Here is a 20,742-nt window from a genome sequence, read left to right on the forward strand (position 1 = left end):
GATATGGTCCAAAAGTAGACCGTGGGGTGGTCAGGAATGTCTGTGACCGCGGTTGGGCCAGTTGGTGGTCAGGTCGCGGGCCGGACGCACCCAGGATTCGCCCCCTGCGTTCGCCGAATCCGATGCCCGAACTTTGCGTGGCCAGATATCGGTCAGGTCTTGGGCCGAATGGGCCAGAGTGTGACCAGATGTGGGCACCAGCTGTGAGCTGTTATCGGGCCAGGCCGTCTTCGGACCAGTTGCCCGAGATGTCGGAGATGCTGCCGCAGCCCGATGGGCCGACGGATGTTCGCAAAGATGCGAGCGTTAGTCGCCGAATGAGCGGCCGCGATGCTTGTTCTCACCCTGCGGGTCTTCGAAGAGCTCAGGGAACCGCATTTTGCGCTTGCGCATGATCGACTCTGACGATTCCTTCGCACTTGCTGGCGCCGTCGGTTCCGTGGTCGTCAGCAAGTCCTGGGGGTCTTCGTTGACTGTCTCTGTGTGGGTGGTGGCTGGCCCTAGGAGCGGAGTGATGACGGGCGGCAACGACTCGGTCGCGAGCTCGCGTGTCGGCTCAGTGGATATGTGGGTGAACGTCTGCTGGAGTGCGAGGGATTCAGGGGCAGGCTCCTCGATCTTCGGCGGCTTATGCGTCCCGTGTAGTCGTGCTTCCTCGGCCTTCGCTGCGATGAACTCGGCGACTCGGCGATCGGTATCGGGGTCGAGCCGCGCACGGACCTCATCCATGGTCGCTCGGACACGATCGTCCATTGCGGCTCTGCGTGCCTTCGCGTCAGTAAGTGTCGCCGGCCGGGCTGGTTGGGCGTGAGGGTTGCTGACAGATGTGGCGTGCAGTCGTGCAAGGTGTGCGTCGTGGTTCTGCTGCAGACCTTGTTCGATGGCACCCATCTCGAACGGTGTGCCGAGCGTTGTGCACCGTCGGCGGTCGCTGGGGGAGGGGTCGGCGAGCGTGCCATCAGGGTTCTCCCGCATCATGCCGTAAGAGATTCCTCGGCCGTTCTTGCCGCGTTGTGTGATCTGCACCGCGCGGGCGCGGCCGGCCTCGACGAAACCGGCCCAGTCGGTCGCTGCCGGGTCTTTGAGTGCTCTTTCGATGCTGGATCTCAGCACGGCGACGCTGAATGGCTCCTTCGTACGCGGTTCTCCGAATTCGTCTGAGATGTCGCAGTCCACTTCCCAGAGCAGGTGACGTTCGGCTTCGTAGAGCTCGGCTTCTTCGGTGGATGCGGATCGGCGGAGCCCGCTCCGTTCGCCGCGTTCTCGGCGTTCGGTGGCGTCTGAGAATGCCTGTTTGAGGTCGGCTCGTTGCTCGAAGCCGTTGGCGTCGAGGACGCGCTCGTGGACTTCGACGAGGCGTGAGTGCATGACGACGCTGCTGTTGAGGCTCTTCCCTGTCGATTTCTCGATGCTGTTCACGACGATGTGGTTGTGGACGCAGCCGGTCTTGCCGTCGCGTTGGGTTACAACGAGTGCTTGGCGTCCAGGGAAGGTTTCCTCGGCGAGGGCTCGGCCGAGTTTCTGGGCGGTCATCCACGCGTCTGGTTCGTTGGGGTCGAGCTCGTTCTTCGCGAAGCTCTCGATGACGTGATATGCGTGGACGAACGCGCCTGGCCGGTCTTTGCCCCATTTCTTGCGGACGTCGCGCATCTGTTGCTTGGCGAGCGAGACGAGAAGCCCGCCGACGCCTGATGCCATGACGTAGCGCTCGCCTTGCTGCCCTGGCTTGTCGTTTAGCGCGTAATTGATGAGTGCGTCCGCTGAGCGTGTGGCGCTTGCCACGACGACGGGCATTAGCTTGCATCCGAGCGTGGCGGGAAGCCTCGGCTTACGAGGATCGCGATGCGTCGTTCGATGTCGTCAGGGACAGCGCGCATGTCCGCGACGCCCTCGAGGGCTTCCGCGATCTGCGTGGCATTGACCGGATCGCCCATGTTGAGTCGCTTCGCGATTTGGTTCAGATTGCCGCCGATGTGAGCGACGTGATTGCGGATCGGTGAGAGCTCGTAGCCGAGCCGATCCGAGACCCAATCCAGGGTCCAGCGCGACGTGTCTGGGCCGGCGCGCTCGATCGCTAGGGCTCGTGCTTCGACTTCGGCGGTTGCTTCCTTGTCGGTGATCAGTAACCGAAGCGCTTCGCTGAAGGAGACCTCTTCGAGGTCGCGCCCGGAGGATGTAGCCAAAGCTCGCCGCACGTCGTCGACTGCTCGTTCCTCGCTGTCCGTGAACCGGAGTGTGCGGCGCTTCGTGAAGTTGACGGCCTTCTTCCTTGAACGCTTCGGCGTCGCTTCGCTCGCCTCATCGTTCGTCGTCATCAGTCCGTCCACTTCACTCGGTATCTCTTGTAGTCCGGCCCTGTGTTCCCTCGCTCCGCGGGGTGGATCCAGCCTACAAGAGATACGGCAAGCAGTTTATCCGTCAGACATATCGCTTCGCTCATGTCTGCGTCTAACGGCTTGGTCATGCCACCGGCCCGACACCCGGGGGAGCGCGACCGCATCCCCCCACCTGCGGTGGGTCCCCCCTCGGTAACGCAGAAACCCCGTCGACACCTGTTCGGTGTGGACGGGGTTTCTCCGTGCATCGCACCACGGATTTACCGTGTTGCTCTATCGGTCATCCGGTGAGGGGCAGCCCCATCGGATGCCCGTGAGGAATGGCCAGGCTGTCCGCCGGAGATGAGGTGCGAGTCCGCTGCTGTTCAGGCACAACGAGGCCGTCAGGCTCGGCCGCGAGACGAGCGACCGCCTCGACGAGTCGCCCTGCCCGCTTGGTCTCATCCTTATCCGACGAGACCAGCACCAAACCGCTGCGACCTTCACGGGTCTTCGGACGTTCCGGTGCGACGCCAAGCATCTCGTAGAGCTCCTCGACGGCTGCGCAGCGGGCGAACGCGGCGGACTTTACCGATTCACGAATGTTGCGTTCGTAAGCCTCCTGTTCTTTCTGAAGTCTCGCTATCTGCTCGGCTCGCACTTGTGACTTTGTTCTGCGCATGTTCATTCCTGTCTTGCTGGTCGATCGGTCAGCCTTCTTCAAGAAGGCTCGGCGTCTGGGGTAGCGTGTTGCGGCCACGGTCTAAGCGGCGTCTGCCGCAGCTGTGCCGCCTTGATCCGTTGCCCGGTACCAGGCCGGACGCAGGTCCACTACGTTTTCCTCTGCGTCCTCCGCGCGTGCTGCTTGCAGGGCGAGCTGCAGATCCTGGGTTGCGCGTATCAATGCATCGTCGTATCGCGCTTGCGGCCCAAAGCTGCAGGCGCACCCCGACCCCATGCTGCGAATCTCCGCGTGAGTGCGTCGATGGGCGATGTCCGTCACGCCATCGTCATCGAACGCACGACGCTCCCACAGAGCAAGGTCATCCGCTACGAGACGTTCGAGTATCCGGTGGCGATCCGATGGACTCGACGCGGCCTGCTCCGGCCGGCTCGCGGGCACTCCGACATGAATATCTCTACCTCCGGTCGGAGCGCCGATTGGGCGTGCAGCATCGGCAGCTGCTAAAGCGTCGGCGGCTCTATCTCGATGGAGTACGTTACGAAACTGCTTCGACCGAGCCACCTTGTACCACTTAGCAGGTAGACCGTACTCCTCGAGAAGCGGCTCCTTTGCGAGCATGTGCACCGAGGCCTTCTTAGGAGCGCCGCGGTCCAGAGCAACCCACGCGCCACCGGCGTCCTTCACAGCAGATCTGATGCTCTGATCGAAGGTCGATCGATCGGATATCCGCCCACCTGGCTTGTTCCGATCGAACCAGACCTTGAACATCTCGTAGAGCATCTCAAGCGGCAGCAGGTCCCACTGGAGTTCATGTTCGTGCTCGGACCAGAACTGACGCGCCGCGTCATTGTGGATCTTTGCATCGCGCAGCAGATCGAGCGAAGATTCGGTCTCGCTGAACATCGAGAAGTCGGCATGCAGCGCGCGACGCAAGATGTACTGCAGCACCTCAGGACGACGCAGGTAGTCATCCTTGATGTACTTCCGTTCTCGACCCTCGAACTCTGCCGTCAACGAGATGAAGTGCCAGCGACGCCACATGCTGTCCGACCTGTCGGCAAACCGCGGAAGTTCGTTCAGGCAGTGAACTTGCGTACCCTCGAAGACAAGGTTGTAGGGGTGTAGGTACTTCGGGTTCACTACGATCGGCTCCCGGGTCGAGAGCTGCTTGATAGTCTCGGCGTTCTTCACGAAATCGTTCGTGGCGTTTTCGTCGGACACCACCAGAGACTTACCTGCGAGGAGCGGGAGAGTAGTGTCTTTCGACAGCATCCCGATGCTGGCACTGAGCGTGTTCTCCTCGCCAGCCAACCCGCGGCAGATCTGAATGATCGTCCCCTTGCCGTTGTTCCCAGTGCGGTTGAACAGGGCGACGGCCTTGTTCGTCCGGATGCTCGGCTGAGCTACAGCGGCGAAGAGGTCCCAGAGCTGCCGCTCTGTTCCGGGGTCGTTGTTCGCGATCGCCAGGATCCCTTGGTCCACATCCCAGACAGTGTCATCCTCCTCGTTCTGAATCACGGGGTTCGCGGCCTCGGCTACATAATCAATCGGAACCCGGCTGAGGAAGACGCGCTCGGACGAGTAGGGGTGAAGCTCGCGGGTCGCACGGTTGTAGTCGCCGTTTGCGACTGCAGCCCACTGTTGCGCAGAGTCCGTCGTCACGTTCGGAGCTTGCACGCGGAGGTGAGCGATCACATCTTTGTAGAAGTGCCCCGTGCTGCTGTTATACCTTGCGGCAGCCGCCTTGATGGTGTCCTCGCTTCGCACATAGATTCCGGCGCCTGGCACGTACATTGCGATCGAGTCGTGATCGCTAGGAGCTCCCTTCGTCGCTTGGGGTGAGACCAGGCGCACTACTCGATGCAGGGAGACGAGGATCTGTGCGACCTGACTGGCCGTGAGTGTTTTCAGAAGGCTCAGGTGGTTTCTCGTATTGAAGTCAGCGCCTGCGCCTGCGCTCTGGCTGCGGGCCACGTTCTCCAGCCTCAACCCCAAGTTCGTCGCGCTGAGAAGGTCAGCCTCAACAGTCCAGGGGTGAGGGGGACAGTTGGGATCGAGCTGCGCAAGGTATTCGGTCGTGGTCGAGGCGATGATCGCGTTGTACGAGCGCGCACTGGGTGGCGCGACCTGCTCGAGGTTGTTAATCTTGTTGTCAGCGCCGCCAAACGCTTTCGGGTCCGCTTCGCCATGGGCGGGGCGGACTCTGTTTTTCGCAAGGATCTGGTTCGCACTCATCACGCAGCGCCTCTCAGCCGGGCGGCGAGACGGTCACACTGCTCGTCAGAAAGCGGGCCGCTGAGGGCGTAGGCGCGATTCGCGGCGATCTCGAGGTCGGCGAGAGCTGCAGCTGCGCGGTCGCTCGATCCCTTGGCGCTTTCCAGGGACTCCAACGCAGAGAGACGGATGAAGTACTTCGCGCCCTTTCGTGTATACGGCAGCGAGCCATCCTTCACGCGACGACGAATCGTGTACATCGACCCAAAGCGCCGCTCGCCTCGTTCGTTGCGAAGCTCGGACGCCTCAGCGAGATCGAGTAGGGGATCGTCGGTCGAGCCTGCCGCGACAGGGGCGATCGATCTGTTTTCAGACATGGTTCTCCTTGAAAGTTGACTACTTTCAAGGGACCGAACCGCAGAACCTATTACCGGTTGCCTTTGCGGTCGTGCACCGATGGTGCATGTCCTCTTGTCGAACTACGTCGTGATGTTTCCAGTGCACTTCGAGATGTTCTTGCCCTTCCATTTTCGGGCCGCGGTAAACATACCTAGGCTCGCCTAGCTAAGTCAAGCTGAGATCACCGAAGAGTTGAGGATCGTTCATGTGGTGGATGACGCGTCGTTTCGGTCGTCACTCGCCTGAGACCCTCCTTTCACCCGAGTTTGGCCAGGTAAAGAGGGGATTCGGGGTCGGAGGTGACGGGTTGACATCGCACTGGCAAAACGCACTGTAAATCCTGTCGAGATTGCCTCCGGCCACAACTGTTTGACTGTCTGTCAACTCATCACCCACTCGTGAATACCCGTCGGGAATCCAGGCAGGATCGGGTGACGCGACGGATGACAGTCCGGTGATGGCTCCTGTGCTTCGTCACCCACTTCTTCTTCTCTGCGCGTGCTTCACGGACAGAGTGCGGTGCTTGCGCTGGCGGAGGCAGGGCTGCGTGCTGTGCTGGTTCTGGGATTGAAGTCTGGGTCGCGTTTGCTTGCCGTCTTGACTGGCGCTCCGCGGCAGCCGCTGTCGTTCAGTACTGGGCCCAGGACGATTCGTCGATGAAGGAAGACTTCGGTTCGGAAGTTGCTTACGCGGGTCAACAGCCTCGGCGATGGCGACCGATAGTGCCCGGAGGTCTGGAGCACAGTGCAGAAGCCCGCACGAGAGTGAAGGAGTCGTCTTCGGCCAGGCCTGCCTCCGCTATGACCTGCGGGACGCGCGTTGTCCCGGCGCGGTGAGGCGCGTCATCCTCCGCTCGACGAGCTCACGGTGCGAGAATCGACGCAACGGGAGGGTGGTCGCGCCAATGGGGACGGTTGAGTGGATCTCTGATGGCGTGAATCTGCCAGCTGAGGTTGAGGAAGCTTTCTGGTCGGACTCGCTTGTGTTTTTCTGTGGAGCAGGTGTTTCATCGGCAACCCCATCGAATCTACCGGGGTTCCGGGGGTTGGCTGAAGATGTGTCTCGCACATTGGGTCATCCTGAGCTAGTGCCGGCGGACGCGAGCTCGCCGGTTCAATTCGACGTGGTCATGGGCAAACTGGACGAGATCAGCGGGGATGTCCACAGCCGCGTGAGCGCCAGGCTGCAAGGGACGGTCAAACCGAATCCTTACCACTTCAATCTCTTACGTGTAGCAAGTGCGCATGGCATGACACCGCGAATTGTGACCACGAACTTCGATCTTCTCTTCGAAGCCGCCGCGACGGAGGTCGGACTCGATCCGGACGTGCACGTGGCCCCTGCTCTACCGCTTGGGGATGACTTCTCAGGAGTCGTCCACTTGCATGGCATACTCAATCCTCCCCCTTCTTCCCGTATGGTCCTCACTGACCGAGATTTTGGTAAGGCATATATAACCGAGGGATGGGCCACTCAGTTTCTTACGCGGATGTTTGCGCGGTACACCGTAGTCCTCATCGGCTACAGCGCTGAGGATACGATCATCCAGTACCTTAACCGCGCTCTGCCATACAATGGCGAACGGTTCGCCTTCACCAAGAATGCTGATGAGTATGAAAATTGGGAGCGGTTGGGGATTCGGGCAATGCCATTTCCGTCCACTCCCACAAGCACATATGGTGCGCTGGAGTCGTTCGTCGGCAGCTGGAGTGCACGCCTGTCGGCAGAGCCAACTCAACGATTCGACGAGATCATCGATTTCGTCTCAGCCGGCCCGGAATCAGCAGAAGTTTCGCCTCAAGAAACGGGCTGGAGACTGTCAGATCCGGCACTAGCGCGGCACTTCCGTAGCCACGCCCGAGCAGCAGATTGGCTCAGCGCACTCGACGCTCTAGGCGTGCTTAACGCACTGTTCGATTCGGACGCCCGGCCCGTGGAGAGCCCGCACGATTGGGCCCGATGGGTAAGAGAGTCGATCGACGATGACGATGGAGAGCTCCTACTTACTGTGTTGGCAGGCCACCAGGGTCTCCTGCAACCGGAACTGTGGTTTCAAATTTGGCACAAGATTTACAGCGATTTCAATGGCTCTGCCGGTCATCGCCGTCTGATCTTCGTCCTCATGTCCTCTCAGCAGCCCCGGGAGTCCGATCGCCTGTCGATGTTGCTGTCAAGGACGGTTGAGGCAGACCCACAGACAAGCGAGTTGCTGCTCTTGCACATGCTCAATCCTCGGCTAGAGCTCAAGGTGCAGAGTGGTTGGGGGTTCAGTGCTGATCATCTCGAGACTCGCCTGCGCCTGCACTGGCGCAGCTCGTCGATCCGCGACGCCTGGCCTAGGCTCATGCCTCAGCTATCTGATCGTAGCTACCTCCTGTCTGCTGTTCTGGATCTCATCCGCCTGGTTGAGAAGACCCATGCGTTCTTTACGGAGGGAGATCGCGAGGACGCGATCTCCCTCCGCAGGGAGCAGGTGGAACACGCGGAGCGGTCCTACAGAGACGACCCATACATGCTCGTGGTTGATATTGCGCGCGACCTATTACGTGAGCAGGTGCGCGACCAAGGGACACGCGATGCTATGCGCCTCGTTGAAGACCGATCGGAAATGGTTCAGCGTCTAGCGCTTGACGCGCTCGCCGAGGCCAGGAGCGCTGAAGCGGATGTGCTCGTCAAACTCCTGATGCAGCGCGCGCTTCCATTCGAGTATCGAAGTAAGCCTGAGGTGTTCAGGCTCATGGCGGCGACGTACAAACATTCCTCGAAGGTCACGCGGCTGGCCTTCATTGACTACGTCAGGAGCACCGATCGCGGGCCAAACGACGTGGAGGTGTCTGAATACACTAGATACAACGTGTTTGTGTGGCTTAGCAGATCGGCGGGTGGCGAGGATCCGGTTCAAGCCACGCGAGACGGAATGGAACGCGAGCATGGTTTCGCTCCTGAGGAGTTCCCCGACCTCAGGTCGACGCGCACCTTTTCGCGCATAGCCGATGATCCCAGGGACGCCGAAGGGCGCTTCCGGCTCATGAGTCTCGAAGGTCTGGTCCGAGCGCTCAGCGAGGATCAGACACTGCAGGATGAGTACTCGGCAGGGCCGACGCTGCGAGAGCTTCACGATTATCTTGACCACACTGTGTATGGGGGCGTACCTCTCTTAGATGAATTGATCCAACAGGAAGTCTGGAATATCCCAGCTTGGATTGCAGCCCTGCAGGTCATTGTCCGTGGAACGACCTGGTCGGCTGGCGACCTGCTCGGCCGGATCGAGAGCAACGCCGAAGGCGCGGCCGATATCGCGGCGCGACTCAATTATTCGGTTGCCTATCCGGAGAACATGCTCAACCGAGCGCTCGTCAACGCGCAAGAACGTGCCCGGCTGCTGCTGGGCCTTTGGCGACTTGCGAACCGGGAGACGGGCGCTGCCAAGACAGCAGATCTGACGGAGTGGCGGCAGACGGCGAGGGGATCACTCGCCCGCAGCTTTACAGGGACATTGCTTCGCGCGGTGCAGCAGGAGGGCGACGAAGCGCGGATTGATGAGGAGGGGGTGGTCGGGCTGCAGCAGCTATTGGACGCTCAGGCTGAAGATCCGGCAGATCCGAGCCCGATGATGCTCACCGAGTACGCGTCGAGCCTCCACTTCCGTGCTCCGGAATGGTTTGCTGAGCAACTTCTGCCACGCCTCCAGGTGCTAGACGGCAGCGCGCATTCAAACACTTTGTGGGCAGGGTTGCTCGCCCGAGGTCTCACCGGGAAACGGTTGCGAGAGCTGCTACAGGAGCAGGTTCGTACGGGATGGCCCCAGATCTCTCGCCGACTGCCGGCGTCGATCGAGCAGTTCGTACAGCTCCATTCAATCTGTTTCGTGTTCGACTTCGGACGGCCCAACCTCGAATGGGCAGACGCATTCCTGACGCATGCTCCCCACTCGGCACGAGCGCGATGGATTCAATCTGTCGCTCACTTCGTGGACCAGGAAGGAGATGCTGGCGAGTATCAGGAGCTGCTCTTCGCACACTGGGGTCACCGTCTCGACGGTCAACCCCCGTTATCAGAGGAAGAGCAGCGGGCTTTCTTGCGTTGGCTAGTCCTTCCCGGCATCGATGTCCCGCTGGCAGCAGAACTCTTTGTCCGTGGTCCAGTCGTTTCGGTTCGCGAGGAGGATCTCTATGGCTACTACGACCTCGACGAATTCCCCTACGAAGAGCACCCCGAGTCATACCTTCGCGTGGCTAATCACCTGATGCGAGGGAGTCTGACCCTGCCGCCGTTCGTCGACCAGATTCTGACTACAACCGACCTGGTTGTGACAACGAACGCGCCGCTCGTCCGGAACGTGCTCAACACCTTGCTGGGGCTCGGCTACTCGCCTGCCCGCGCACGGCTGGAAGCGATGGGGTGACGTGCGTTTAGCGCGTCATACACGCCATCACTAGACGCATGTCTGCGCCATGTCGGCGGCACAGCTAAGGGGTGATCCGATCGCGCACGACGTTCGCCCGAGGACCCGATTTCTGCGCTTGAGCTGCCCAGGACGCGTTATTCCTCCTGAAACGTCCAGCGAAGCCGGCGGTCAGTCCAAGCGCTCAAGGTGAACTTCTCGCCAGTACGCGGGTCAACGGTCCGCGGGCCACGGTCGGCCGGGTCGATCGTCAACCGGACTCCAAGGTCCGCTATCGCCCGACGACGTTCGAGCACTGACAGGTTGTCCCATTTCTCAGGGAGCGACTCCGCAAGCCGCATGTCGCTCAGAGGCGACTCTGCTCTGAGCGCTGAGAGCTTTGCCTGCTTGCGCTCGAGGCGCTCGCTCAGGTCCGAGAGCTTCTCGCGCGCCTTGACTTTGTCGATCAGCCCATCGCCGAGGAGTTCGGCGACGTCATCGCGCCGTCGCTGTAGATCCTCAATTTCCTCGATGACAGGCACCGACTCGTCGTCTGGGCGCAGGCGGGGAACCATGCGCTCATCCTGCAGCGTCCTGAGAACCCAGGCACGAACAGCCGCGTCCACGTACTCCCCGCTGATAGACGTGCAGTATCGCTCGAAGCACACGTAGGAGATCGTCTTCAGGCGGCTACCGTCCGAGCGTAAGCGCGGAGTACGGACGGGATTCCCGTTCGCGTTCACTGTATTCGTTCGCTGCCGTACATCTTGACCGTGGCTGAACAATTGCCCGCCGCAGACGCCGCAGGTGAGCATGCCGCTCATGAGGTGCTTCGGCGTCGCCGCCCAGGACTGCTTCCGCTTGCGGTTCAACTTCAGCTCTCGAAAGTCCGCCCACTCCCGTGGCGTGAGAATCGGCTCCCACTGAATGGTCTTGCCTTCATCGAGATCAACCGGCTCGCCCCTATAAGAAGGTACGCCGCCGTAGTGGGAGTTCTCCAGCAGACGCTGGACCCGTTCGCCTGTCCATCTGTCCGCAAAAAGCGGGAGGACAGCACGCCGATTCCAGTCGATTGCGAGCTGCCTGTAGCTCGTCCCGGCGGTGACCCGTCGATAGCCTTCCCGGAGAATTTCCCCCTCAGCGGGCACGATCGCGATTCGTCCTTCGACGCGTTCGTAGCCGTACGGCCTGTTGCTGAACTGCCAGTGACCGTGCTTGGCAAGCTGCACGTTCTTGGACACCTGGCGGAGCCGCTTCTGCTCTCCCTCGTACTGCGACCACGCTGAGACTGTGCGAGCGACGGCGCGGCCGGCTGGCGAGGCTAGATCGAGCCCGTTCTCCGCCGAAGTGACGAAATACACCGGGATGCCTAGGTCAATCACTCGCTCGAGGTCTTTCGTCAGGCGCAGAAGGCGATCCTGATGCCATGCGATGATCGAACGCGGACGCGATTCCAACATGGCCTCGAAGGCCGGACGGCGTTTCCCGCTGGTCGCGCTCTGGTCATTGTCGCTGTAGACCTGATCTACCTCGAGCCCGAGTCGTCCCGCGAGCGCTCGACACTCCTGCTCGTGGCGTGCGACGCCGAGCTCCTCACCACTGCGGTCCTGGGACATTCGGACGTAGATCACGCAGCTCGATTGAGCAAGACTTGCCATGGCCCGAGGCTAGCCCAAAGCACCCCCGCCGGGCATGCTGCGTCCCTCGGGCGTCCGCTCGGAGCCGTGCCCGGCCCGGTCACGAGTCCGTCGTCGGCTGGCTGTCACCGGCTGATCCGTGAGTACGCCGCCACCTGCGTGACGAACGCCGCGCAGATGGCGGAGCTCGCCGGGTGGACCGCGGTCGACGCGGACGCGCAGGCGTTCGCCTCACCGGAGGAACGCCGGGTCCGTGATGTGATGAGCGCTCGCTCGCCGCGCACCGTCGAGGCGCTTGCGAAAGCGAGTGGTCTGAGTCCTCGTGAGGTCACCAGCGTGCTCGGTGCACTCGATCTCGCCGGGGCCGTCGAGGAACGCGAACGGGGTTGGGTGCTCGTCGGCGGACGGGCGTGAGGTGATCGGTCGGCGGGGGAAGGCCACGGCGTCGGACGCGTGGGGCATGCTGTCCACGTGGACATCTGGAGTAGCATCGACGGGTTCTCGGAGCACCTCGCTTCAGAGCGTCGGTTGTCGCCGCAGACCGTTCGCGCCTACGCATCCGATCTCCGGCAGCTCGCCGACTTCGCCACCGGACGCGATGTCGAGCGCGTCGACGGCGTGACGCTGGACCTCCTCCGCGACTGGCTCTGGGCAGCTTCCGAGGCCGGCTCGTCCAAGGCGACGCTCGCGCGACGCACCGCCACGGCCAAGGCCTGGAGCGCCTGGCTCCTGCGCACCGGCAGGGTCGATTCGGACGTCGCGGCACGTCTCCGGAGTCCGAAGACGGGTCGGACCCTGCCACGAGTCGTCGGCCGGGGGCCGTTCGACGACCTCCTCGCGGGGCTCGAGGACCGCGCCGCATCGGGGGAGCCGAACGCCCTCCGCGACCTCGCCGTCGTCGAACTGCTCTACGCGTCAGCGCTTCGCGTGTCCGAGCTGTGCGGACTCGACCGGGACGACCTCGACCTCGACCGGCTCACCGTCCGTGTCACTGGCAAGGGCGACAAGGAGCGGGTCGTTCCGTTCGGCGTCCCCGCTCAGTCGGCGATCGTCGACTACCTCACGAGCGCCCGCCCGCAGCTGGTCGCCCGTGCAGCCGCGAACGACCGCGGACCGACGCCCGGCGCAGCCCTCTTCCTCGGCGCGCGCGGAGGGCGGCTCGGCCCGCGCTCCGTCTACACGCTCGTCGCCCGGCTCCTCGACGCCGTGCCCGGTGGTGGTCCGGCAGGGCCTCACGCCCTGCGGCACACCGCCGCGACGCACCTGCTCGACGGGGGAGCGGACCTCCGCGCGGTCCAGGAACTCCTCGGCCACGCGAGTCTCGCGACGACGCAGATCTACACGCACGTCTCCGTCGAACGCATCAAGGAGAGCTACCGCAACGCCCACCCACGGGCCTGAGCCTCCGCCGTCGCGGTCAGTGGGAGCAGGACGGCCGGTGGCACCTCGCCGAGCAGCAGCATCGGATTGACGTAGACGCCGTCGAGCCGCACCCCGAAGTGCACGCAGCCGTCGGCGCAGTGTCCGCCGACGTCGACCGTCCCGATCGGTGCCCCGCGGGTCACGCGGCTACCGACGTCGACCGAACCCACCACCGGCTCGATGCTCGAGACGTGTCCGTCGTCGTGCCGGATCACGACGAGTGGGCGGTCGACCACCGTCCCGCTGAACGTCACGACGCCGGCGGCTGCTGCGGCGACCGGCTGACCGGGTGATGCCGCGATGTCGATACCCCGGTGGCCGGCGCTGTAGGGGTCGGGCGGCGCGACGAACGGCTCGGTGACGACGTGCGGGGGAGCGATCGGCCAGCTCCAGGCCGGCGCCGCCCCAGACGTGCTCACGGGTGCGAGGAGCACCAGGCAGGAGATGAGGAACCAACTGGCGATCGAGGTCATCATGATCCGAGCCTGACGTGCTCGGGAGAGCGAGGGCCGGTGGGCACCTCGGAGCGGGGGGGACGGACCTGGTCGGACGGCCTGTGGAGCGCCGTCATCACGGTGGCCTGATGCTATGCTGAACGGAGCACCTCGCTCGTCGGGGTGACTACGCGTGCCATTTCGGCCACCACCTCCAATCGGTCCTCGCTCTCCGGAGCGTGGCGGACGTGCGCCGGGCACCAGGGACGAGGCCATCCGGTCCGTCAGACAACCGAGGCACTCCCACCCGTCCGCGTCAGCGGTGCGGTGGCGAGCGCAGAACAGGAGAACGGCTCATGGCCGTCGTAACCATCCGCCAGCTGCTCGACAGCGGCGTGCACTTCGGGCACCAGACCCGCCGTTGGAACCCGAAGATGAAGCGCTTCATCTTCACCGAGCGTTCCGGCATCTACATCATCGACCTGCAGCAGTCGCTCGGCTACATCGACCAGGCCTTCGACTTCGTCAAGGAGACGGTCGCCCACGGTGGCACCATCCTCTTCGTCGGCACGAAGAAGCAGGCGCAGGAAGTCATCGCCGAGCAGGCGACGCGCGTCGGCCAGCCCTACGTCAACCAGCGTTGGCTCGGTGGCCTCCTCACCAACTTCCAGACGGTGTCGAAGCGACTCGCCCGCATGAAGGAGCTCGAGGAGCTCGACTTCGAAGACGCCTCCAAGAGCGGCTTCACCAAGAAGGAACTCCTCATCAAGAAGCGCGAGCTGGACAAGCTCCACAAGTCGCTCGGTGGTATCCGCAACCTCTCGAAGACGCCGTCGGCGCTCTGGGTCGTCGACACCAAGAAGGAGCACCTCGCGATCGACGAGGCGCGCAAGCTCGGCATCCCGGTCATCGGCATCCTCGACACCAACTGCGACCCCGACGAGGTCACCTACCCGATCCCGGGTAACGACGACGCGATCCGTTCCGTCGGCCTGCTGACGCGCATCATCGCCGACGCCGCCGCCGAGGGTCTCATCCAGCGCCACCAGAAGCCGACCGAGGGCGACGCCCCGGCCGAGCCGCTCGCCGAGTGGGAGCAGGAGCTGCTCCAGGGCGGCGAGCAGGGTTCCGCCGAGACCGAGAAGGTCGCCGATGAGGCGATCGCCGCAACCGACGCCGTCGAGGCAGCCCCGGCTGTCGAAGACGTCGAGGTCGCTGCAACCGAGTCCGCCGCCGACGCCGAGGGCGCAGCTGCCGCCGTCGTCGCCGACGAGAAGTAATCAAGGAGGACACCAGCAATGGCCAACTTTTCTCTCGCTGACCTGAAGGTGCTGCGCGAGCAGCTCGGCACCGGCATGGTCGACACCAAGAACGCACTCGTCGAAGCCGATGGCGACGTCGAGAAGGCGACCGAGATCCTGCGTCTCAAGGGTGCGAAGGGTAACGCGAAGCGTGCCGACCGCTCCACGAGCGAGGGCCTCGTCGCCGCGAAGGAGAACGGCGACACCGCCACGCTCATCGAGCTCGCCTGCGAGACCGACTTCGTCGCGAAGGGCGAGAAGTTCCTCGCTCTGGCCGACCTCGTCCTCGACGCGGTCGTCGCCGCCGGCGCGACCACCGTCGACGAGGGGAACGCGGCTCCGGCCGACGGCAAGACCGTCGCCGAGGTCATCGCGGACTCCGCTGCGATCATCGGTGAGAAGTTCGAGCTCCGCCGCCTCGCGGTGGTGCGCGGTGAGCACTTCGCCGTCTACCTCCACAAGACCAACAAGGACCTGCCCGCGCAGGTCGGCGTGGTCGTCGGCTACACGGGCGACGACGCGGAGACGGCTCGCAGCATCGCGCAGCACATCTCGTTCGCCAACCCGTCCTACCTCAGCCGCGACGACGTCCCGGCCGACGAGGTCGAGAAGGAGCGCGAGATCGTCACCGAGATCTCGAAGAACGAGGGCAAGCCCGAGGCTGCACTGCCGAAGATCGTCGAGGGCCGCGTGACCTCGTACTTCAAGCAGGTCGCGCTCCTCGAGCAGGACTACGCCAAGGACAACAAGCTGTCCGTGCAGAAGGTGCTCGCTGACGCGGGCCTCACCGTGACCGGGTTCGCCCGCTTCAAGGTCGGCGCGTAGCAGTTGTGACGGGGTCCGGATCGCCAGTGGCGATCCGGACCCCTTTGCGTGCGCGGGCATACCCGCGCACGTGGGATCGGTGACGATCCAGCCAGCGAGTCGACGGCTGTCGCGGACAGCGGGCGGCTCCTGACGCTAAGTTGTGTGAGGGACGAGGAAGGACAGGCGGATGCCGGAGAAGAAGCGCAGGGTACTGCTCAAGCTGTCAGGTGAGGCGTTCGGAGGCGGCCAGTTGGGCGTCAATCCCGACGTGGTCGGGTCGATCGCCCGCGAGATCGCTGAGGCGACCGCCGAGGTCGAGGTCGCAGTGGTCGTCGGAGGCGGCAACTTCTTCCGCGGAGCCGAGCTCAGCCAGCGCGGCATGGACCGCGGCCGAGCCGACTACATGGGCATGCTCGGAACGGTCATGAACGCCCTGGCGCTCCAGGACTTCCTGGAACAGGCGGGTGCCGCCACGCGCGTGCAGTCGGCCATCGCCATGACGCAGGTCGCCGAGCCGTACATCCCGCTCCGTGCCGAGCGACACCTCGAGAAGGGCCGCGTCGTCATCTTCGGAGCGGGCGCCGGACTCCCGTACTTCTCGACCGACACCGTCTCGGCACAGCGCGCGCTCGAGATCGGAGCCGTCGAGGTCCTCGTTGCCAAGAACGGCGTCGACGGCGTCTACACCGCCGACCCCCGCGTCGACCCGACGGCGACGAAGATCGACACCATCTCCTATCAGGAGGCGCTCCAGCGCGGCCTCAAGGTCGTCGACTCGACGGCCTTCAGCCTCTGCATGGACAACGGCATGCCGATGCGCGTCTTCGGCATGGAGCCGGCCGGCAACGTCACGGCGGCCATCCGCGGTGCCGCGATCGGCACCCTCGTCACCTCCGCCTAGGCGGCAGGGCGGCCAGGCCGAGGCCAGCCGCCCGACTAGACTGAACCCAGTAATGCAATCAAAGGAGTGCTCGTGATCGCGGATGTCCTCTCGGATGTTAGTACCCGGATGTCGAAGGCCGTCGAGGCCGCGAAGGATGACTTCGCCACGGTGCGTACGGGTCGCGCCAACCCCCAGCTGTTCCAGAAGGTCCTGGTGAGCTACTACGGCACGCCGACGCCGCTGGCGCAGCTCGCCTCCCTGCAGAACCAGGAAGCTCGCACGATCGTCGTGACGCCCTACGACAAGTCCGCATTGCGCGACATCGAGCAGGCGATCCGCGACATCCCGAACCTCGGCGCCAACCCGACGAACGACGGCACCGTCATCCGGGTCACCATGCCCGAACTGACCGCTGAGCGTCGCAAGGAATACGTCAAGATCGTCCGCGGCAAGGGTGAAGACGCGAAGGTGTCGATCCGCAACATCCGTCGCAAGGGCAAGGACGACCTCGAGGCGCTCAAGAGCGAGGTCGGCGATGACGACGTCGCACGCGGCGAGAAGGAGCTCGAGGCCGTCACGAAGTCCCACATCGACGCCGTCGACGCCGCGCTGAAGGCCAAGGAGACCGAGCTGCTCTCCATCTGAGCCGCTGTCCCACCGCTGATTCCGTTCGCCGACCGGTCCCTCGACCGACGGCACGCCCGCTGGAGGTACCTGTGGAAGACGATGTCGCTCCCGGGCGATCGAGCGATCCGTCGAAGCCCGAGCCCGGCCGGTCCGGCAAGTCGGGTCCGCAGGAGTTGCGGTCCCAGCTGAAGGACCGGCGCGCGAAGTTCGAGCGGCAGGTCGACGCCAAACGTGCCGACATCGAACGGCAGGTCCAGGCGACGAAGGCGCAGTTCGACGCGACGAACGAACGCATCGAGGCGAGGGTCGGCCGCAACCTCGTGAACGCCATCCTCATCGGGGTGGCCGCAGGCGGCATCATGCTCGTGAGCCTGATCATCTTCAAGGTGATCTTCGTCGTCCTGGCCTCGGCCGTGGTGGCCTTCGCCACGCTGGAGCTGCGGAAGGCCCTCGAGCAGACCGGGCGCCGGGTGCCGGCGATCCCGACCGTCATCTCGGCCGTCGCGATGCAGCCGGCGGCGTTCTTCCTCCACGACGTCTGGCGTTGGTCCGTCGTCCTGCTCGGCATCCTGCTCGTCATCGTCTGGCGCGTGGCCGAGCAGGCCATCGCTTCGAAGCGGACCGACCTTCCCACGCTCGTCCGCGACCTCGCGTCCGGAACGTTCATCCAGGTCTACGTCCCCTTCCTCGCCTCCTTCGCCGTGTTCCTCGTCGCCCAGCCCGAGGGCGAATGGTGGACGCTGGCGTTCCTGATCCTCGTCATCTGCGTCGACGTCGGTGCTTATGTGAGCGGCCTGTCGTTCGGCAAGCACAAGATGGCGCCGGTGATCAGCCCGAACAAGACCTGGGAGGGCTTCGCCGGAGCGGGGGTCGTCTCGGTCGTGGCCGGCGTGCTGCTCGCCATCCTCATGCTCGGTGTCCCGTGGTGGGTCGGTGTCCTGCTCGGTCTGCTGCTCCTCGGCAGTGCCACGGTCGGCGACCTCGCGGAGTCGCTCATCAAGCGCGACATCGGCGTGAAGGACATGAGCTCGTGGCTTCCCGGGCACGGGGGATTCCTCGACCGCCTGGACTCGATCCTGCCGTCGGCGGTCGTCGCCTACGTGGTGTACCTCCTGTTCGGCGGACTCGCGGTCTGAGTCCCGGCTCGGTCCGATTTCGCCCGATCAGCCCCTCATGGGGGAGAATGGTCCGGTGAGCACGATCTTCCCCACCGCAAAACGTTCGAAGCGTGGCTACGATCCGGCCGAGGTCGACGAGTTCCTCGACCGCGCTCGCGCCGCCTACGGGCAGGACACCGACGCCGACGCCGATGCGATCCTGAGCGCGGAGGACATCCGGCACGTGGCGTTCCGGCTCGTCCGGGGTGGCTACAGCACCGAGCACGTCGACGCGGCGCTCGAGCGACTCGAGGACGCCTTCTCGCTCCGCGAGCGGGAGCGGTCGGTCGAGGAGCGCGGTGCCAAGGAGTGGCTGCGCGACGCCCGCGGCACCGCGCAGGTCATCCTCAACCGGCTGACGAGGCCGGAGGGCCAGCGGTTCCAGCGGGTGAGCCTGCTCGCCCGCGGCTACAGCCGGAAGGACGTGGACGCCCTCGCGGATCGCCTCGTCGCCTACTTCCACGACGGCACGCCGCTCAACGTCGACCGCGTCCGCACGGCCGTGTTCCGCAACGAATGGGCCGGTTACCGCGAGTCCCAGGTCGACGCACTGCTCGACAGCGTCGTGGACGTCATGCTGGCGGTTCGCTGAGCGTCGGGCGACCAGGTGGCCTGATCAGGCATTCTCGGCTACCATCGATGCATCGTGCCTCAAGACTCAACTGACGTGACCCCGTGGAAACCATCAGCCCAGCCGAACACCGGTAAGGCTGTTCAGGCCTACCATCGGCCGCGCTCTCGCGGCAAGAAGGTCCTCGGGATCTTCGCGGCGACGGCTGCATTCGGCTTCGTCGCCGTGACGATGGTCGACCCGACCTCGAGCGTCGTGGCGTCCTCCTATGCGGAGAAGCAGGCGCAGTTCGGTGGCAACGCCGCGCAGTCGGTCGTCGCAAGCTCGAACTACCAGTACACCTTCGCCCGCGACAGCTACGAGGTCGTCGCTCCGCCCCCGCCGCCTCCCGTGGCGACGCCGGCCGCGACCGGCGGCGGTTCCTCGTCCACGGGCAGTGCTCCCGCGGCAGGCACGCCCGACCCGGGTACGGCTCAGGCCATCGCATACGACATGGTCATGGCCAACGGCTGGGGCGAGGGCGAGTACAGCTGTCTCGTCTCCCTGTGGAACCGCGAGTCGGGTTGGAACGTGTACGCCTACAACGCCAGCTCCGGCGCCACGGGCATCCCGCAGGCGCTTCCCGGCTCCAAGATGGCCTCGGCCGGAGCCGACTGGGCGACCAACCCCGCGACGCAGATCACCTGGGGTCTCGGATACATCACGAGTCGGTACAGCACGCCGTGTGGCGCGTGGGCCCACTCGGAGTCCAACGGCTGGTACTGACCGGAACCGCCTCCCGACACGGTCGTGGAGGCTGAGCCTAGACTTGACCCATGCCCCGACACCACCGCCACCGGCCACGGCCCGGCGACGACGAGGGTAACGGTCTCGAACGGCTGATGGCGGGGTGGAAACGCACCGAGGACCATCGAGACGGATCCTGGTTCGTCCAGCCCGTCAGCGGTTCCAGCGCGCAGAAGACCTATGTGTGTCCTGGATGCGGACAGTCCATCCCGCCCGGCACCGCCCATGTGGTGACGTGGCGCGCTGACGGGGTCCTGGGCGACCAGGCCGACATCGCTGCCCGGCGGCACTGGCACTCGCACTGCTGGCGGATCCGGTGAACGCACGCACGCCGCGAAACGACCCGACCACACTGCCCCGGAGGACTGACTCATGACCGACACCATCGAGATCCGTGGTGGCGCCGAGCTCCCCGCCGTCCGCGAGGAGATCGAGCTGCACACGGCCGACGGCCTGACCCTGGTCGGCGAACTCGCGGTGCCGGCCGACGGCGAGATCGTCGCGACCCTGGTGACGCTCCACCCGCTGCCCACCGCCGGCGGGTTCATGGACTCCCATGTGCTCCGGAAGGCCGCGGCGCGCTTGCCTGCGCTCGCGGGGATCGCCGTGCTCCGCTTCAACACCCGCGGCACCTCGTCTCCTCGAGGGACGAGCGACGGCGCGTTCGACGGCGGCGTCGGCGAGCGGGCCGATGTCGAGGCCGCGCTCGCGTTCGTAGCCGAGCGCGGGCTTCCGCATCCGTGGATCGTCGGATGGTCGTTCGGGACCGAGCTGGCCTTGAAGTACGGGCGCGACCCGGCCGTCGACGGCGTGATCCTCCTCTCTCCGCCGCTGCACCGCACGACGGAGGACGAGCTCCGGGCCTGGGCCGGCGACGACCGGCCGATGGTCGTCCTCGTGCCCGAGTTCGACGACTACCTCCGACCAGCGGAAGCGGCGGAACGGTTCGGCGTCCTCCCCGGGGCCACCCTCGTCCCGGTGGACGGTGCCAAGCACCTGTGGGTGGGGGAGAGCCAGACCCGACGCGTGCTCACCGAGATCGTCGCTGCAGTGCGTCCCGAGGCGCTGCCGCTCCCGACGCACTGGCCTGCCCCCGGCCTCTCAGCGGCCGTCTAGCCGC

The 20,742-nt window shown here is 64.5% G+C and carries 19 protein-coding genes; 12 read left to right on the forward strand and 7 right to left on the reverse strand.

Features of this window, described 5'->3' with window-relative positions; genetic code table 11:
• Nucleotides 1–306 precede the first annotated feature (306 nt).
• The 5 genes from EAO79_RS12075 to EAO79_RS12095 all read right to left on the reverse strand — a co-directional run bounded on the left by EAO79_RS12075 (nucleotide 307) and on the right by EAO79_RS12095 (nucleotide 5,591).
• Nucleotides 307–1,794 (reverse strand): relaxase/mobilization nuclease domain-containing protein, encoded by a 1,488-nt coding sequence (locus tag EAO79_RS12075; protein ID WP_124769129.1) that lies wholly within the window; start codon nucleotides 1,792–1,794, stop codon nucleotides 307–309.
• Nucleotides 1,794–2,315 carry a plasmid mobilization relaxosome protein MobC gene (gene mobC / locus EAO79_RS12080; protein ID WP_124769130.1) on the reverse strand — a complete coding sequence of 174 codons (522 nt, stop codon included), beginning with the start codon at nucleotides 2,313–2,315 and terminating at the stop codon, nucleotides 1,794–1,796. Before mobC ends, EAO79_RS12075 begins: the two co-directional genes overlap by 1 nt.
• A gap of 301 nt (nucleotides 2,316–2,616) precedes the next feature.
• Entirely contained in the window at nucleotides 2,617–3,039 is a 423-nt protein-coding gene (locus EAO79_RS12085) for a hypothetical protein (protein WP_124769131.1), read from the reverse strand.
• Nucleotides 3,040–3,078: 39 nt separating this feature from the next.
• Nucleotides 3,079–5,235: a phage/plasmid primase, P4 family gene (locus EAO79_RS12090; RefSeq protein ID WP_124769132.1), complete on the reverse strand. Its 2,157-nt coding sequence runs from the start codon at nucleotides 5,233–5,235 to the stop codon at nucleotides 3,079–3,081.
• Nucleotides 5,235–5,591: a hypothetical protein gene (locus tag EAO79_RS12095; RefSeq protein WP_124769133.1), complete on the reverse strand. Its 357-nt coding sequence runs from the start codon at nucleotides 5,589–5,591 to the stop codon at nucleotides 5,235–5,237. The genes EAO79_RS12090 and EAO79_RS12095 overlap by 1 nt, the downstream gene beginning before the upstream one ends.
• Nucleotides 5,592–6,700: 1,109 nt before the next feature.
• On the opposite strand from EAO79_RS12095, the gene EAO79_RS12100 reads away from it, so the two are divergent.
• Entirely contained in the window at nucleotides 6,701–10,018 is a 3,318-nt protein-coding gene (locus EAO79_RS12100; RefSeq protein ID WP_164486936.1) for an SIR2 family protein, read from the forward strand.
• A gap of 137 nt (nucleotides 10,019–10,155) precedes the next feature.
• On the opposite strand, the gene EAO79_RS12105 is transcribed toward EAO79_RS12100, so the two are convergent.
• Nucleotides 10,156–11,655: a recombinase family protein gene (locus tag EAO79_RS12105; RefSeq protein WP_124769135.1), complete on the reverse strand. Its 1,500-nt coding sequence runs from the start codon at nucleotides 11,653–11,655 to the stop codon at nucleotides 10,156–10,158.
• 66 nt (nucleotides 11,656–11,721) lie between these two features.
• Between EAO79_RS12105 and EAO79_RS19105 the strand changes: the two genes are divergently transcribed.
• Both EAO79_RS19105 and EAO79_RS12115 read left to right on the forward strand, forming a co-directional pair.
• Nucleotides 11,722–12,048: a hypothetical protein gene (locus EAO79_RS19105; RefSeq protein ID WP_241160865.1), complete on the forward strand. Its 327-nt coding sequence runs from the start codon at nucleotides 11,722–11,724 to the stop codon at nucleotides 12,046–12,048.
• A 57-nt stretch (nucleotides 12,049–12,105) separates the two neighbouring features.
• Entirely contained in the window at nucleotides 12,106–13,035 is a 930-nt protein-coding gene (locus EAO79_RS12115; RefSeq protein ID WP_124769136.1) for a tyrosine recombinase XerC, read from the forward strand.
• On the opposite strand, the gene EAO79_RS12120 is transcribed toward EAO79_RS12115, so the two are convergent.
• The gene (locus tag EAO79_RS12120) at nucleotides 13,008–13,532 is read right to left on the reverse strand and encodes a murein hydrolase activator EnvC (RefSeq protein WP_124769137.1); all 525 of its coding nucleotides are present in this window, start codon (nucleotides 13,530–13,532) and stop codon (nucleotides 13,008–13,010) included. The genes EAO79_RS12115 and EAO79_RS12120 overlap by 28 nt on opposite strands.
• 314 nt (nucleotides 13,533–13,846) lie before the next feature.
• Here EAO79_RS12120 and rpsB point away from each other — a divergent pair, with 314 nt between their 5' ends.
• The 9 genes from rpsB to EAO79_RS12165 all read left to right on the forward strand — a co-directional run bounded on the left by rpsB (nucleotide 13,847) and on the right by EAO79_RS12165 (nucleotide 20,738).
• Entirely contained in the window at nucleotides 13,847–14,770 is a 924-nt protein-coding gene (gene rpsB / locus EAO79_RS12125) for a 30S ribosomal protein S2 (protein WP_064295105.1), read from the forward strand.
• Nucleotides 14,771–14,788: 18 nt separating this feature from the next.
• On the forward strand, nucleotides 14,789–15,616 hold the full coding sequence (tsf, locus tag EAO79_RS12130) for a translation elongation factor Ts (protein WP_124769138.1): 828 nt from the start codon (nucleotides 14,789–14,791) through the stop codon (nucleotides 15,614–15,616).
• 169 nt (nucleotides 15,617–15,785) lie between these two features.
• The gene (gene pyrH, locus EAO79_RS12135; RefSeq protein WP_056006822.1) at nucleotides 15,786–16,499 is read left to right on the forward strand and encodes a UMP kinase; all 714 of its coding nucleotides are present in this window, start codon (nucleotides 15,786–15,788) and stop codon (nucleotides 16,497–16,499) included.
• A gap of 72 nt (nucleotides 16,500–16,571) precedes the next feature.
• Entirely contained in the window at nucleotides 16,572–17,126 is a 555-nt protein-coding gene (gene frr, locus EAO79_RS12140) for a ribosome recycling factor (protein ID WP_124769139.1), read from the forward strand.
• Nucleotides 17,127–17,197: 71 nt separating this feature from the next.
• A complete protein-coding gene (locus EAO79_RS12145) occupies nucleotides 17,198–18,244 on the forward strand; it encodes a phosphatidate cytidylyltransferase (protein ID WP_241160866.1) in 1,047 nt (348 codons plus the stop codon).
• A 55-nt stretch (nucleotides 18,245–18,299) separates the two neighbouring features.
• Nucleotides 18,300–18,857 (forward strand): DivIVA domain-containing protein, encoded by a 558-nt coding sequence (locus EAO79_RS12150; protein WP_236555416.1) that lies wholly within the window; start codon nucleotides 18,300–18,302, stop codon nucleotides 18,855–18,857.
• A 75-nt stretch (nucleotides 18,858–18,932) separates the two neighbouring features.
• A complete protein-coding gene (locus EAO79_RS12155; protein WP_124769141.1) occupies nucleotides 18,933–19,601 on the forward strand; it encodes a lytic transglycosylase domain-containing protein in 669 nt (222 codons plus the stop codon).
• 50 nt (nucleotides 19,602–19,651) lie between these two features.
• Nucleotides 19,652–19,942 carry a hypothetical protein gene (locus EAO79_RS19400; RefSeq protein WP_071260877.1) on the forward strand — a complete coding sequence of 97 codons (291 nt, stop codon included), beginning with the start codon at nucleotides 19,652–19,654 and terminating at the stop codon, nucleotides 19,940–19,942.
• Nucleotides 19,943–19,994: 52 nt separating this feature from the next.
• Complete coding sequence (locus EAO79_RS12165) at nucleotides 19,995–20,738, forward strand: alpha/beta hydrolase (protein WP_124769142.1); 744 nt, start codon at nucleotides 19,995–19,997, stop codon at nucleotides 20,736–20,738.
• Nucleotides 20,739–20,742: the final 4 nt, after the last annotated feature.

It is taken from the genome of Plantibacter sp. PA-3-X8 (genome assembly GCF_003856975.1).
Lineage (GTDB): Bacteria > Actinomycetota > Actinomycetes > Actinomycetales > Microbacteriaceae > Plantibacter > Plantibacter auratus.